This window comes from Roseivirga sp. UBA838 (assembly GCF_002296035.1).
Taxonomy (GTDB): domain Bacteria; phylum Bacteroidota; class Bacteroidia; order Cytophagales; family Cyclobacteriaceae; genus Roseivirga; species Roseivirga thermotolerans.
This window is the reverse complement of the sequence record NZ_DBHC01000011.1, coordinates 1-15021: the sequence shown is the minus strand read 5'-3', so window position 1 is coordinate 15021 and position 15021 is coordinate 1. Positions and strand designations below refer to the sequence as shown.

Sequence of the window (15021 nt, the reverse complement as noted above, 5' to 3'; positions counted from 1 at the left end):
GACACAAATGGAGGCAAGGTTCAGAAATATACTGCTTGCGACTTAAATAAGTAACCCTAAAAAATAATTCGGACTTGAAGTCTTTGGGCTAGTTTTGTTATGTTCAAACAAATTTTTTAAAACTAAAAACATAATGACAAAGTTTAAAGTATTAATCACACTCGTTATTTTCATTTTTATTATCAATGTTAGTTATGCTCAAAATAGGTTATATGAACACCCAAATTTCCCTCAGATAGCTGCTAAACATCAGATGATAGCTATTCTTCCTTTTAAGGCAACTGTCAACTTAAGGCCAAAGCAGATGGAGCAAATGACCTCCGAACAACTGGCGGATATGTCAAAACTTGAGGGTTATAATATTCAAGAATCAATGTATTCATGGTTTTTAACTAGAAAAGGAAGGGGCGAAATGGTAGTAAATGTTCAAAATACCGTAGAAACTAATGCAATCCTTGAAAAAAATGGTTTTGAGTACAACTCGATATCTAAATATACACCAAAGGAATTAGCAGGATTACTAGGAGTTGATGCGGTTATTATGGGTAGCTTTGAAACGTCAAAGCCAATGTCTGAAGGAGCTTCAATTGCGCTTGGTTTGCTCATTGGCTTTTGGGGTAGCACAGACAAAGCAGTATTGAATATGTTTATCTACAATGGGGAAGATGGAGAAACCTTGTTCAACTACAATAGAGCAGTCAATGGCTCATTAGGCACTAATACCGATAATCTTATCAATAGATTAATGAGAAAGTCTTCAAGAAAGATCGCATACACTAATAAAAAATAGAGTAAAAGTTAATGTGTAGAAAACCGGAAGTCAATAAAGGCTTTCGGTTTTACATTTCTAATCATTTGGTTTAGTAGAAATAAGTAACTGAAATAGGTGCTTAGGTATACACGACTGAGAAATTTAGCCACTCTTATAGTCGCGCCTAGGCTTTCTCCCAAAGGTCGAAATGACTTTCCATTGAGGTACTCTCTCAGGACTCACACTATGCTGTTACTGAAGGGGCAAATCCCCCGGCCTAAAGGCCACCCCTTTGTTTCAAAGGGGGATTGGTTCGTGCCAGAGTTAAGGACTGCGGTCTGAACTGGCAGAATGTACTATCCCTCGCCTCGAGGAGAGATAAAAGCGTGGGGCTCATTCCAGTCTCAAAACTCACTACATGCATCGCAATACAATATTAACATTAGCTATAACTCCTTCGAACATTTTAGCGGCTCACTTTGTATGTTTGCACAAAGAGTAAAAACGATATGCTATTAGTACTTTCCCCAGCCAAGACCCTCGATTTTGAAACCCCATGCGACAAGGAAAAAACCTATCCGAAATTCCAGAAAGAAGCACTGGAGCTTATTGGAGTGCTGAAGGAGAAAAGTCCGGAAGAAATTCAGGAGTTAATGGATTTGAGTGAAAACCTGGCAGAGCTTAACGCTGACCGGTACAGGAAATTTACCAAGAGCAAAAATCCTAAAACAGCCAAGCAGGCTGTTTATGCTTTTAAAGGAGATGTGTATGTAGGGCTTGAAGCTGAAGAGCTGAGCCATGACGATATTCTCTATGCTCAGGAGCATTTGCGCATACTCTCAGGCTTGTACGGTCTGTTGCGTCCGCTCGACCTTATTCAACCCTATCGATTAGAAATGGGCACCCGACTGGCTTTTGATGACCATACCACACTCTATAACTATTGGGCCGATAAGATTGTAGCTCAGGTAATGCGAGACCTCAAAAAGCAAGGCGACAAAGTATTAATCAACCTGGCCTCTCAGGAGTACTTCAAAGCTATTGACAGGCCAAGCCTGAAGGCCAGAGTGGTCAATGTTGAGTTTAAGGATATGAAGAATGGTGAGTATAAGATCATCTCATTCTTTGCCAAAAAGGCCAGAGGTTTAATGGCTCAGTATATCATCAAGAATCGTATCAATGAGGTGGAAGGACTTAAAGGCTTTGATTATGAGGGTTATTGGTTCGATGCAGAGGGTTCGGATGAGAATAATTTGTTGTTTAAGAGAGGGTAGATATTCTCTGAAGGCTGAGAAAGCAAAGTACCAACGGCCTGTCTTCTCACAGTTATTGGCCATCGACTTTCGTAAATGAAGAATTAATGTGTAAGCTGCACAGTAGCTACCAAAGGCCTATGATCGGAAACAAGCGGCTCATCCAGTAAATCGATAAACGTTACCTGCAGTTGTGACTTTGGGGTATTCCTATACACTACATGGTCAATTTCTACCTTTGTATTCCCCTGAAAGCTAAGGTTATCGGGGCCTTTAGGAACAAAGACAAAACCGGCCTCATAGAATAACCGCATGGTTGGTGAATCCGGCTCACAATTAAAGTCTCCGGTAATAATTGTCGGTAAATCAAATTGGTTTAAGTATTCAATTAGCGCGGCTGCCTGTGCCATGCGTGTTTCTTGACCTTCCAGGCCCGCTATCCAGTCTAAATGTACATTGGCAAATAGGATAGAGGTACCTTGAGCCACTTCTATCTCTTGAACAATGGATATTCTTGGTTCATAAACACCATCCGGTAAAGGGAGTATTTTCGTTAAACTGACAGGCTTTGCTGAAAGGGTAGACATACCATAGCCCCCTCCCTGAAAGGTCATAAACTGCCCAAAAGTGCCAGTCATGTGGAGTTCACTAGCCAAAAAGTGGGTTTGGTCTACACTGTCTGATCGCTCTGCGAAATGATCAATTTCCTGAAGGGCAACCAGATCAGGTGACTGGGCTTTAATAACCTCTAAAGCACGCGATAGGTCCAACTGCTGGTCGTTTCCAACACCATGTTTGATGTTGTAAGACATGATCTTGAACTCTGTGATTTGCGTCTGAGAGCAAGAGCTAATGATAAGGAACACTAAAGTTAGTCTAAGGACTATAAGCGCAGACTTCTTAAAGTGTTCCTTGCAATTATTCAATACGGCTTTACTTTCCACCCGATTTCTCAATTTCAATTGTTCTGTTCTTTCTCTCCAGAGCTTTGTTGAACTTCGGTATGTCTTCATTAATAATCTGATCGAACTGCTTTATTGCGGCCTGAAGCCTCTCATTCAGTACTTCGTACACTTCACCTTGCTGATTGGTGGGGCGGAAGTCAATACCGCTGCCATTAATATCACTGGCCAGTGCACTTAATCTGCCGTAAAGCTTAATGGGGCTTCTGAAGGCATCCTCACGGGCTCCGGTTAGGTGAATATCGTAGAGTTTACCGGCAATATCTTCGGCTATACCCAAAAGCCTCATGGCCTCTTTTTGGGTTCTTTTATCAGATTCTTCGTCAATAATTTCTTCCAATTCTTTGCGCAACATTTCTACTGCATTGATATTACTTACAGCCACGTTAATCGCATCTCTTAATTGTAGAGAGAAGTAGACTTGCGCCTCAATGTCTTCTTGGGTTCCTTCAGAATATGGGTCTTTCAGTACATTGAGATCTTTGGTAACCTCACGGATAGTCTGGCCGCTTTCATCTTCTACTTTCAGCCTCACTTTATAGGTGCCTGGAGCCACTCTGGGACCGTACTGTCCGGCCATGAGGTCTAAATCCCATTGCACCAGGGGTCTCCAACCTTCGCCATTGAGCTGAACCCAAGGACGGCCCGGTGGTTGTGTTAAAAGTCTGGCCTGAATAATTGGTTCATACCTTAAATCCCAGGTTGTTCTGTTTATACCGGCTCTTGATCTTGGCGTTAAGGTGCGAATAACATCGCCCTGTCGGCTAACAATTTCAACTTTTACATTGCCTTTTACACTTTCCGGTAAGTAGTAATTAATGATCGCTCCATTGGGCGGGTTCTGACCTGAATTGAAGCTACCTCCATCTGTTTTAATGCTTTCCCGATTGTTGAAGCGGTAAGTATCCCTTACATCCAGTAAAACCAAATCGGTGTCCAGTTGGTCGGCTTTTCTGAGTGCAGCCAAATCGTCCAGTATGTAATAACCGCGTCCGTAAGTACCCACCACCATATCGTCAAACCGCTCTTGAATCTCAATCCAATACACCGGAGCAGGAGGTAAGTTTAGTCTCAAACGATCCCAACTGGCTCCATCGTCATAGCTTACATAGATACCTTTATCGATACCCGCGTAGAGCATACTCTGGCGTTTAGGGTCTTCCTTAATTACATGCACAAAGCTCGATTCAGAGGAAGGGATTCCATCAGAGATTTTCTTCCAGCTTTGGCCGTAGTCGGTGGTTTTGTAAATGTAAGGGGCAAAATCACCCATCTGATGTAGGTCTACAGAGATGTAAACCGTGCCTTTCTGATAACGCGATATTTCGATATTGGCTATAGTGCCCCATTCAGGAAGCCCCTTAATATTCGATGTAACGTTGGTCCAGTTCTCGCCTCCGTTTCGGGTTACCTGCACCTGGCCATCATTGGTTCCAACCCAGATCAAGCCTTTTTCTAAAGGCGACTCTTCAATCGCGAAAAGCGTAGAACCATCGAAGGTCATCAGGTTATCGATGGCTACTCCACCTGAGCTTTGCTGATGCGATTTGAGGTTGAGGGTAAGATCGGGAGAGATGATTTGCCAGCTTTGGCCACCATCGTCCGACATGTGCACGTATTGACTACCTACATATACTCTTCCCTTGTGATGGGGCGAAAAGCTTAAAGGAAAGTTCCAGTGCCAGCGATATTTCATATCGGCAGGAGCCCATCCATAGCCTGCTTCAGGCCAAACTCTCACTTCCCTGGAATGCCCTGTTCGAATGTCGTGCCTTTCGAGGCCTCCATCATAACAGCCAGACCAGATGATGTTGTTATCGTTCGGATCGGGTTGAGCGAAACCGCTTTCGCAACCTCCAACGCCTTTCCACAAACCAAGTGGAATATAGCCCTGAAGTGAGTTGCTTGGCCCCATGTAGGACCAGCCATCCTGACGATTTCCAAAAACATTGTAAGGAATTTTGTCATCTACGGCTACGTGGTACATTTGGGCGATTGGAAGCACCACTCTTTGAAAGCTTCTCCCATGGTTGAGGGTCATGCTCACCCCACCATCATGGGCTACCAGGTAGCGATCGGGGTTTTGAGGATCTATCCAAATGTCGTGATTGTCGCCACCACCACGGGGCGGCCTGGGGTTTCTGGTCTTTCCACCATCTAGCGAATGAACAAATCGCACGGACATGGAATAAATTTCGTTAGGGTCTCCGGTATTTACCCGAATTCTGGTGTAATAGGGGGCTCTTTCGTTCCAATCGTGCTCACGGCTCATCAAAGTCCAGCTCATGCCTTTGTCTTCCGACCTCCAAACTTCAGGGCTTTCTGCCTCGAACAGAGCATAGACCACATTGGGGTCGCTATGTGAAACGGCTACAGATGTTTTTCCTACTATTCGCTCGGCCCCAAATTTCAACCCATACTTATCCAATGGCTCCCAGCTATCTCCGCCATCGGTCGACTTATATATACCACTGCCGGGGCCACCGCTGTTTAGCCCCCAGGTATTGATGTGTATAGACCACATGGCTGCGTATATGATGTTCGGGTTTTCCGGATCTATGGCCAGGTCTGAAGCGCCTGTGCCTTCATCGATAAACAGCACTCTTTCCCATGTATTTCCTCCGTCTTTGGTTCTGTAAACTCCGCGTTCTTGTTGTGGGCCATAAGTGTGACCCAGGGCTGCGGCATAAACAATCTTGGGGTTGGTGGGGTGTACGAGAATATGGCCAATTCTTCCGGTGTTTTCTAAACCCTTGTGTTCCCAGGTTTGACCTGCATCGGGCGAAAAGTAAATGCCGTTACCCATGGCATGTGCCGGCCGAATGAGGAAGGTTTCTCCTGTTCCCACCCATACCTGATCAGGATTGGAGGGAGCCAGTGCTACCGAGCCTATAGAAGAAATGTCCTGATCGTCAAAAATGGGGCGCCAGTTAATGCCTCCGTCATCGGTTTTCCAAAGTCCGCCCGAAGCGGCACCAATGTAATTGATCATAGGGTCGCCCGGAACACCAGCTACCGCAATGGCCCGATTACCCTCCGGACCAATGAACCGAAAGCGGTGATTGCCTAGCTTCTGGTCTAAATTGCTCTGAGCATGAGCAAGTAGTGAAAGCAACAAAAGGGGGAGTAGGGTGAGTTGTTTGAGCATAATTCTTATGGTTACAAAAAGTGAATGAAAAAGGAGATTAGTACGCGACCAATCTCCTTTTTATATCGTATTTATTAGGCTGATTACCAGCCTGTTCTGTATTCTCTCTTCACAAATTGGTTGGCCTCATCGAAGTTGGTCACCTTCATGTTTGGTCCATCCCAAAGTAGTTTTATGTATCGGCCCGGGTAAACGGTTCTGTTGCCTTCTTTCTTTTGAATATCGAAGCTTCTTAAAGCCAGGTTACCCATCAGGATGCTTTCTGTTAAAGGCCCGGCAATATCGAAGTCGGAACTACACTCTTTTTGCTTATAACCAGCCATAGCTGCATTTACCCATTGCACGTAGTGTCCTTCCGGCACTCTTGGAATAGTTTCCTTTACATTGAGCGCATCATTCAGTTCCAGCGGAATGAGTTTGGGATTCATACCATAAGTTCCGCACATCATGGTGCCTCGGGTTCCTTTTATAATTACTCCGTTGCCTCCATCGCCCATTTGTTCATTGGCACCCAGTTCCTCAGGTCGTGGTGGCTGAATACCTCCGTCCATCCAATGAAGTTTTAAAGCCGGCTGATCTCCTCTTTCGGGAAAATCTAGAGTAATGTGCGAAGAAGGAGGGCAACTTTCCGGGAAGTAACCTCTTCTAAATTCACCCACATACACAGAGCCTACGGAAGCCTCAACTCCTGTAGGATAACCCAGGTTCAAGGTTTTAAAGGCCGGTTCTATAATGTGGCAGGCCATATCACCCAGAGCTCCTGTACCATAGTCCCACCAGCCACGCCAGTTGAAAGGCACCAGATTATCGATATAGTCTTTCTTTGGGGCGGTTCCTAACCATAAGTCCCAATCAAGCTCTTTTGGCACCTGTGCTTTGCGCTCAGCTGGCCAGGCAATTCCCTGTGGCCACACCGGACGGTCGGTCCAGCACCACACCTCTGTGGCATCGCCTATAAGGCCGGCTTGATACCACTCTTGCATTTTTCTTACACCATCGCCAGAGGCTCCCTGATTTCCCATTTGGGTTACCACTTTGTATTTGTGGGCTGCTTCAGTAAGTTCTCGAGCTTCGGCAATGTCGTGGGTAAGTGGTTTCTGCACATATACGTGTTTACCACGTTGCATAGCAGCCATGGTTTGAATGGCGTGCATATGGTCAGGACTGGCAATGGTTACACCGTCTATGCCGGTTTCTTTTTCCAGCATTACCCGGTAATCTTTGTAATAACTGGCATCAGCAAAAGTTTTGCGGGCATTGGCCGCTCTTCTGTCGTCAACATCACACAAAGCAACCACTTTTACTGCAGGGCTTTTAGCGCATTCGGTCAGGTCTGAATAACCCTTTCCGCCTACACCAATACCAGCCAGATAGAATGTATCTGACGGGGCCTTATAGCCTTTGCCTAACACATGGCGTGGCACAATGGTAAATGCAGCCGTTCCTAGTCCTAGTGTTTTAATAAAGTCTCTCCTGGAGGTGTTCTTTTTTGGTTGTTCCATAGTTTCAAATGGTTTGAGCCAGCGCGCTCAGGTTTCATACAATCGTTTAAAAAATTTGATAATTTCTGTGAGGATCGAAGCAGAAAATGGAGTGTTTCAGTGGTTGTTGTATTTCCTGCAACAATCGACCGATAAATTAATAAGAAAAGCCTGAACGGGAAACGCTTTTTTATTATTGTGGCTTGATGGGTGTTTGGGCAAATTTAATTTTACAGAAACAGATCATTGCCAATTAAAATTACAGACCTGTATTTTTAAGTTCTCTCTGGCAGGTTTTCATAATTGCCTCCATTCAAATATTTACCAATGGTCGGCTTTAGGCATAGTAGAAACATGGTCCGTAACAAAGCATGGGGTCTTTATTCAGACCACCTAAAAAGAGATTTAATAAAGACGGTCGCTATACAAAAGGTAGTTCTAGAGTATAGTTGTTATGAACAGGTATCGGACTACCTGTTGTCCTCGTCCCGGACTTTGGTGTCTGCCAACTGCTCAAGGGCCTCGGCAATGACTAACAGGTTTTCTCCCGGCTGTTCTTTTCGAATATTGTCGGCACACTGCAGCATATAGTTGGCCGACCAATGCTCAACGCCATCTTCCAGTATGGTATATTCTCCGTTGCCATTTCCATCAGGCCCCATATTTTCTCTAATAAAGCTCTGCCGAACCAAAAGGGCTATGGTTTGCTCGGTAGAAAGACTGGAAATAAGATGGTCTATGGCTTCTGAAATAATTTGTTGTTCAGGATTGTTAAGCTCAAAATTGATGGCCGTAACAATGTCGGTAGCAAACCAGGGAATTTTATCAGTCCACTGGGTTATAAACAGTTCTCGCTCTTTTTCATTAGGTAGAGTAGCTCCGGCCACTTCAAGATAAAAGACCAAGGCCGGTTCTTTGTTAGGAGCCAGGGTGGTAATGAGTCCCAGAAGATCTTCAGCCGATTCCTTGTGCAGTGCTTTCGGGTTGTAGCCGCGTTGTCCTTTCGGGGCATCTGTCATAAATCCGGCATCGAGAAGAAACTCATAGGCCTCTTCCACAGTAAAAGTGGTGGGTGTAAAGACCTGGTCTTTCTGATTTTCACAAGCTACTAGAAGCATTGTTAAAACCAGGGTGTGTATCCATTTGGTGAAGGTTTTCATGCCGCGAAAATAGCTTGGTCCGGCCTTTCAGGCAAGTGCTGTTACTTATAGTACCTCCAGAATAAGTCCCTTCAGGTATTCACCCTCAGGGTGGGTAAGGCTTACGGGGTGATCGCCTGGTTGCGACAACCGCTCCAGCACTTTTACTTTTCTCCTGGCCTGAATAGCTGCTGCCACCACTGCGTGATAGAAAAGATTCATATCGACCACCTGAGAGCAACTAAATGTGAAAAGAATTCCTCCGGGTTTTATTTGCTCTAAGGCCATAGCATTGAGACGTTGGTAGCCTTTGAGGGCATTATGGCGAGCACTTAAGTGCTTAGCAAATGCAGGCGGATCGAGTACAATAACATCGAAATCTTTGCTGTTGTGCTGCAGGTATTCAAAGGTATCAATGGCCAGACACGGGTGTTGTTCTGGCGAATAGCCGTTATTCAGTAAATTGACTTTAGTTTGCTCAATGGCAGGCTTAGAAACATCTACTGACACTACACGTTCCGCTCCGGCCGCCAAGGCACACAGGGAAAACCCTCCGTTATAGCAAAAGGTATTCAACACTTTCTTGCCTGAGCTGTATTGAGCCAGCTTCTTTCGGTTTTCCCGCTGATCGACAAAAAAGCCTGTTTTTTGACCGTTCAATAGATCGAGGTTATAAGAAAGCCCCCATTCTTTGGCCATATACTCTGTGCTTGCTTCACCATAAAGAACTTCGGCTTGTGTAGAATTGGTGGCACTGGGGTGCTTCAAAATAATACACTCCAATTCGTTACCCAACACTTCTTTCAATGCCGTGGCTATATTTTTGGCCTGCAGGAACATGCCATGGGAATGAGGTTGTATAACAGCTGTTTTAGCATATACATCAATCACCAAGCCTGTGAGTAAGTCGCCTTCTCCATGCACCAGTCTATACATATTGGTATCGGCATTGGGCAATCCCAAGCGCTGACGGGTCTCCAGAGCTGATTGCAGCGATTTTTGCCAAAAAGCCTCATCAATTGGCTGGTCTTCGAAAGAAATGATGCGTATGGCTATGGAAGCATTCTGATAATGGCCAATCCCAAGAAACTGGCCTTTGTGAGACTGCACACGAACCAATTCTCCGTTGTGCAGACTTTCTTTCAGGTTTAATGCCCCACTAAACACCCAGGGGTGTCCGCGAAACAATGATTTTTCTTTACCGGGCTTTAAGGCTATGGTCTTCAATTTTTTGGCTTTTCACTAACTGCCCGCAAGTTTACATATTCTTGCAACAACCTGTAGGCAATTGACTGCCGATCTACTACTTTAAAAAGATGGGGGAGCCGGGTACACTAGCTTTTCTATGGTTATATTTTCTTTTGGCAGGTAAGACAGATCATCATATAAAGCATCGGTTTCGTTACTTTTGATTATGCTTGGCTTGAATTTCCATGAAACCTTTCTGGTGCTCACTTCGGTGCTGGCCTGCGCGGTGCTGTTCAACCTAACGCTCTATTTTGGCTATAGAAAACAAATCACCTATTTGTTTTTTGCGGCCTATTGCGCCTTTCATATGCTTAAAGTGGGGTTGAAAACTTTACCACCGGAAGAACCGTTGATTCTTGGGTTAAAGGCCTCAGACTGCATTTACATAAGTGTCATATTAGGTCTCTTTAGCTTAAACTTGTTCTTAGGCTATTATCATAGGCTAAGTAACCTTAGGTGGTGGGCATTGGGTTTTCTGTCCTTTTCGGCCATAGCTTATGGTTGGTTGAGCGAGGACTTATTTCTTGTGGCAGGTATTGTTATGGCCATTTTGCAAACAGCCCGGTACACGAAGAAAGAACCTTCATCTATACTTTTTCTACTCGGACTCATAATGCTTTTGGCCTTTACCTTACTGGCGTTGGCCAACCTTGTGCCCTTTGGCTACTTTATTGGTACTATAGTAATGGTGTTAATGATGATGGCCGCCAGCGGAATGCGACTTTCCAAACAGACGCTCGATTATCAAATGGCGCAGCGCAAATCGGTCGAGTTGGAAAACCATCTGCTGCGAAAAAGTATTCAGCCACATTTTATTCTCAATTCCCTTACCTCATTGCAGGAGCTGATCGAAAGTCATCCTCAGAAAGCCGGTGAATTCGTTCAACATTTATCGGAAGAATTCAGCTTCTTTTCAAAGCTAAGTCAACAGCGCATGGTGAGTGTACAGGAAGAACTGCAACTTATTGAGGCTCATTTGGGCATTATGTCTACACGCCTCAACAAAGTGTTTCGCACACGCATTGAAAACATTTCAGTAGAAGATGAATTGCCTCCGGGCATACTACTTACTCTGGTAGAAAATGGAATTACACATGGCTATAGCAGTAAGCAGGAGGGACTTTTCGTAATTCGAAAAGAAGAAAAGGAGGGCTCTATTGACTTTGTGGTACATAATGACGGAGAGGCTCCTGAGAGTGTGAGAGAAGGTCTGGGCCTGCAGTATGTGCGATCAAGGCTCACAGAGGTATATAAGCGATTTGAGCTCAAACACGAGTGGAACAATTTTGGATTTTCAACCCGAATAAGCCTGCCCAAATGACGGAAGTACTGATTATAGAAGATGAACACCTGGTCTTTCAGCGGCTGGCACGCTTCGTTCGCCTGGCTTTTTGCGACCGGTTGGTATTGCACCATGCCGACTCGCTTGAAACCGCCCACGAGCTATTGGAAGAACACCCGATTGAACTTACATTTTTAGACCTGAACCTGCATGGAAAAGATGGATTTAAGGTATTGGATTTCTTTTTAGCACAACCTTTTAAAACCATTGTTGTATCGGCCTACACCGACAGGGCCATTGAAGCCTTCGAACATGGTGTGCTCGATTTTGTGGGCAAACCATTTACCCAAGACCGTATTGCCAAGGCGGTAGAGCGGTTTCGCCTATCTAAGGGCACTGATACTCATTTGCAACGGTTGGCGGTAAAACTGAGGGGAGATATCACCCTGGTGCCCATAAGCGACATTCAATTTATTCAGGCTTCAGGTATTTACTCGGAATTACATACTTCTAACAAAACCTATGTCTACGACAAACCGCTCAACCACTTGCTCAAACTGCTTCCCAATCAGTTTATGAGAGTGCATCGGTCGTTTGCAGTAAATTTTTCTCTGGTTACGGATATAGTGCGGGTAAAACATAACCTCTATCATTTGCAGCTAAGTACCGGTAAAACCGTTCCTGTGAGCCGCCAAATGCGGCAACAGATCAGGCAACGGCTAACGGCATAGAACCCTCTGAAAGTAAATAGTACTGACGAGAAAGATAAGCGAATACGCTTCGCAGGAATTAGTCAACTTAAGTCCATGACGCGTATTCAACAATCAATTAATCGTAGAGACTGGCTTGGAACAGCCCTTACAATGGGAGGGAGTCTGTTGCTATCTCCGTACCTCTCCAAAGAATTTTTAAGGCAAAATGATGCGGAAACAGTCATTAAACTTAATGCCAACGAAAACCCCTATGGACCACCGAAAAGCGTCTTAGATTCCATCCGTCATTTTGATGGCGAACTATTTCGTTATCAGGGAATATATGCCAATAATCTGCGTGAGCAACTGGCGTCTTTTCATGGGCTGGAAAGTCAAATGATAATGCTTGGGGCCGGTAGTTCGGTTTTACTGCAACTGCTAGGGCATTATGTGCAGCAGAAAAGCGCTACCCTGCATTATTGCAGCCCAACCTTCAACATCTTGCCTGACACGCTAAAGAAAGCAGGAGGGAAGCTAAACTCCTTACCACTCACTACAGACTATAAGTTCGACCTTGCTGCATTGAAAGAAGCAGATGAAACCCCGGGAGCCATTTATCTGGTGAACCCGAACAACCCCACAGGTACTTTTTATGAACGGACTGAAATGGAGCTTTTTTGTAAAAGCATTAACTCCAAAACCCTGATTATACTCGATGAAGCATACATTGAGTATGCCGGTGACGGGCAGTCTTTGGTGGGGCTTCTCAAGCAAATGCCCAACCTTATTATAGTGAGAACTTTTAGTAAAATCTATGGTATGGCCGGGCTTAGAATGGGGTATTTAATGGCTTCAGCTGCCATTATCAGGCAGTTGCAACAACTTGTTCCCTGGCCCAACCACGACTTGAGTACTCTATCCCTTGTGGCAGCCGGTAATGCACTACAATCTAGCAGCTTTGTACAAACCACGCGAACCACAAATGCCCGGGTTATGCAATCCACCATAAAAGCGCTGGAATCGCTTGGCTACCGTTGTAGCCCTTCGGTAGCCAACTTTGTCTACTTCAATACAAAGGGTAAGAATTTGCGTGCAGCGTTAGAAGGCTATGGGGTGCAAATAGGCCAGCTCGATTATGAAAATCAAACCTTTGCAAGGGTCACGGTTGGTAAAGAACAAGAGATGGAAAGGTTTGTTCAATGTCTCCAAAAGCTCAATTAATAACACTTAATTAAAAATCAAAAATCATGAACATTAGTAAAATTCTGGTTTGCCTTATTGGGCTTACCATCAGTAGCTTATCGACACAGGCTCAATCGCAGAAGCAGGAAGTAGACCAGATTACCACCACGCTTAATTATTACCTGGAAGGTGGCACAAACAACGACTACGCTACTTTGGCCAAAGCTTTTCATCCGGAGGCCATGATGCAATCAGTTGGGGGCAACGGACACCAAAACGTAAATGTGCTGGAGTTCTTTAAGAAAGGCATGAAGCCGGGCCCCAGGCAAGACCGAACAACCCGCATTGTTTCTGTCGATGTGCAAGGCAATGCTGCGCAGGCAAAGCTTACCATTACTTATGAAGGCTTTCGCTTTATCGACTACATGACTTTGTTGAAAGTAGACGGGAAATGGCTGATTGTAAGCAAGGTTTTCTATAAAGAAGATCTATAAACAATACTTACATTCAAGGATAAGAGGTCAAGAGTCAGGTTGATTTTTGGCCAAAAGAGATGGGAAGAAATCCCTTTCACCTAAGGTTAACTACCCACTAAAAGCCTGTGTGGCTGTGCGTTTTTCTGCAAATTCTGTGTAGATTTCAGAAATAATAAACACCATGCCATGATCTCCACATACAAGCTCTTTTGCTTTAAAGCATTAATCAGCACAGCTTTATTAAATAAGTGCAATCTAAAGAACGGTTCCCTGTTTTATGGTGGAACCGTTTTTTTATAGTTGTTTGTCTGTGCTTATGATCTGTTCATTTAGGCAAGGAAGCACGTCTATCAGATCTTATATTGCACATTATAATCAATTGATTTACTGATACTTAAAAACACACACATAAACAAACACCACACACATTATGAGCATTGAAAAATACGAAGTTATTGTAATTGGAGGCGGGGCTATGGGCCTGGCTTCTGCCTATTACCTTGGCAAACGCAAGGTAAAGTCGCTTGTCTTAGAACAGTATGAATTTCTAAACCAGCAAGGAAGTTCGGCTGGAGTATCCCGGCAATTCAGGATTCCATATCCTCAAGAATATATGGTGCAAATGGCTCTGGATTCCATGCCTTATTGGGATGAGCTACAATCACATGCCCAATCGGTATTATTGGATAAGGTAGGAACCCTGTGGTTTGGGGACCCAACCGTACAATCGACCGAGGGCAATATCAACGAAGCGAAAAAGGCGATGGACGCTCTTAACGTACCGTATGAATCGCTTACAAGCAGTCAGATTGAATCGCAATATCAGTTTAAGAACTTGCCTGATTCTTACGAGGGTATATTTCAGGCCGATGGTGCCAGCATAGATTTTAGAGCAACTATCGAAACTTTATTGGATCAGTGCCACAACAACTCATACATAAGCCTGAAACAGCAATCGCCAGTAATTCACATTCAACCGGAGGGAAGCGGCTTTATGGTTTCTACCCCAACGGCTAAGTTTTTGACCGAAAAACTGATACTAACCCCGGGTCCGTTTGTGAACGATGTCATTAACCTGCTCAATTTTAGCATAGAAGCCACTTATTGGAATATGGCCTCGGCCTACTTTAAAAAAACCGAAAACAGTATACAGTATCCTACCTGGTTTGTTTTTCAGAACCCCGAAGGCACTAATGGCAATCAGTTTTACGGGTTTCCGGAAGTATACTGGGATAACCCCGAATACATACGAGTAGCTCCTGATTTTGTAATGCACCCCCTGGACGACCCTTCCCAACGCACATTTATACCCAATCCACAAGAGTTGGCCTATACTTCTCAATGGGTGAAAGACCATATGACCGGACTGGCTCCTGAACCGCTTTTTACTTCTACTTGTCTGGTGGC

General features: G+C 44.5%; 12 protein-coding genes. 7 read left to right on the top strand and 5 right to left on the bottom strand.

Annotated elements, in window-relative coordinates:
- Positions 1-133: 133 nt before the first annotated feature.
- Together B3O12_RS03995 and yaaA are read left to right on the top strand one after the other, a co-directional pair.
- Positions 134-790, top strand: coding sequence for a hypothetical protein (locus B3O12_RS03995; RefSeq protein WP_286755376.1), 657 nt, complete (start codon positions 134-136; stop codon positions 788-790).
- Positions 791-1260: 470 nt separating this feature from the next.
- The gene (gene yaaA / locus B3O12_RS03990) at positions 1261-2025 is read left to right on the top strand and encodes a peroxide stress protein YaaA (RefSeq protein WP_189631279.1); all 765 of its coding nucleotides are present in this window, start codon (positions 1261-1263) and stop codon (positions 2023-2025) included.
- Positions 2026-2108: 83 nt separating this feature from the next.
- On the opposite strand, the gene B3O12_RS03985 is transcribed toward yaaA, so the two are convergent.
- From B3O12_RS03985 to B3O12_RS03965, 5 genes are all read right to left on the bottom strand, one after another.
- Complete coding sequence (locus B3O12_RS03985) at positions 2109-2816, bottom strand: endonuclease/exonuclease/phosphatase family protein (protein WP_286755375.1); 708 nt, start codon at positions 2814-2816, stop codon at positions 2109-2111.
- Positions 2817-2937: 121 nt separating this feature from the next.
- A complete protein-coding gene (locus B3O12_RS03980; protein WP_286755374.1) occupies positions 2938-6114 on the bottom strand; it encodes a WD40/YVTN/BNR-like repeat-containing protein in 3177 nt (1058 codons plus the stop codon).
- A gap of 83 nt (positions 6115-6197) precedes the next feature.
- Positions 6198-7616, bottom strand: coding sequence for a Gfo/Idh/MocA family protein (locus B3O12_RS03975; protein WP_286755372.1), 1419 nt, complete (start codon positions 7614-7616; stop codon positions 6198-6200).
- Positions 7617-8065: 449 nt separating this feature from the next.
- Positions 8066-8713 (bottom strand): hypothetical protein, encoded by a 648-nt coding sequence (locus B3O12_RS03970; protein ID WP_286755371.1) that lies wholly within the window; start codon positions 8711-8713, stop codon positions 8066-8068.
- A gap of 87 nt (positions 8714-8800) precedes the next feature.
- Complete coding sequence (locus B3O12_RS03965; protein ID WP_286755370.1) at positions 8801-9961, bottom strand: class I SAM-dependent rRNA methyltransferase; 1161 nt, start codon at positions 9959-9961, stop codon at positions 8801-8803.
- A 187-nt stretch (positions 9962-10148) separates the two neighbouring features.
- Here B3O12_RS03965 and B3O12_RS03960 point away from each other — a divergent pair, with 187 nt between their 5' ends.
- The 5 genes from B3O12_RS03960 to B3O12_RS03940 all read left to right on the top strand — a co-directional run.
- A complete protein-coding gene (locus B3O12_RS03960; RefSeq protein ID WP_286755369.1) occupies positions 10149-11303 on the top strand; it encodes a sensor histidine kinase in 1155 nt (384 codons plus the stop codon).
- Positions 11300-11995 carry a LytR/AlgR family response regulator transcription factor gene (locus B3O12_RS03955; RefSeq protein ID WP_286755368.1) on the top strand — a complete coding sequence of 232 codons (696 nt, stop codon included), beginning with the start codon at positions 11300-11302 and terminating at the stop codon, positions 11993-11995. Before B3O12_RS03960 ends, B3O12_RS03955 begins: the two co-directional genes overlap by 4 nt.
- A gap of 75 nt (positions 11996-12070) precedes the next feature.
- On the top strand, positions 12071-13177 hold the full coding sequence (locus B3O12_RS03950) for a pyridoxal phosphate-dependent aminotransferase (RefSeq protein WP_286755366.1): 1107 nt from the start codon (positions 12071-12073) through the stop codon (positions 13175-13177).
- A 26-nt stretch (positions 13178-13203) separates the two neighbouring features.
- Positions 13204-13632 carry a nuclear transport factor 2 family protein gene (locus B3O12_RS03945; protein WP_286755365.1) on the top strand — a complete coding sequence of 143 codons (429 nt, stop codon included), beginning with the start codon at positions 13204-13206 and terminating at the stop codon, positions 13630-13632.
- Between the two features lie 412 nt (positions 13633-14044).
- A partial coding sequence (locus B3O12_RS03940; protein WP_286755364.1) for an FAD-dependent oxidoreductase occupies positions 14045-15021 on the top strand: 977 nt, incomplete at its 3' end.

Bases quoted from the DNA above. Each gene is read 5' to 3' on its own strand.
- yaaA (WP_189631279.1), top strand. From the start codon at position 1,261: ATGCTATTAGTACTTTCCCCAGCCAAGACCCTCGATTTTGAAACCCCA.
- B3O12_RS03955 (WP_286755368.1), top strand. From the start codon at position 11,300: ATGACGGAAGTACTGATTATAGAAGATGAACACCTGGTCTTTCAGCGG.
- B3O12_RS03945 (WP_286755365.1), top strand. From the start codon at position 13,204: ATGAACATTAGTAAAATTCTGGTTTGCCTTATTGGGCTTACCATCAGT.
- B3O12_RS03985 (WP_286755375.1), bottom strand. From the start codon at position 2,816: ATGTCTTACAACATCAAACATGGTGTTGGAAACGACCAGCAGTTGGAC.
- B3O12_RS03950 (WP_286755366.1), top strand. From the start codon at position 12,071: ATGACGCGTATTCAACAATCAATTAATCGTAGAGACTGGCTTGGAACA.
- B3O12_RS03995 (WP_286755376.1), top strand. From the start codon at position 134: ATGACAAAGTTTAAAGTATTAATCACACTCGTTATTTTCATTTTTATT.
- B3O12_RS03980 (WP_286755374.1), bottom strand. From the start codon at position 6,114: ATGCTCAAACAACTCACCCTACTCCCCCTTTTGTTGCTTTCACTACTT.
- B3O12_RS03960 (WP_286755369.1), top strand. From the start codon at position 10,149: ATGCTTGGCTTGAATTTCCATGAAACCTTTCTGGTGCTCACTTCGGTG.
- B3O12_RS03970 (WP_286755371.1), bottom strand. From the start codon at position 8,713: ATGCTTCTAGTAGCTTGTGAAAATCAGAAAGACCAGGTCTTTACACCC.
- B3O12_RS03975 (WP_286755372.1), bottom strand. From the start codon at position 7,616: ATGGAACAACCAAAAAAGAACACCTCCAGGAGAGACTTTATTAAAACA.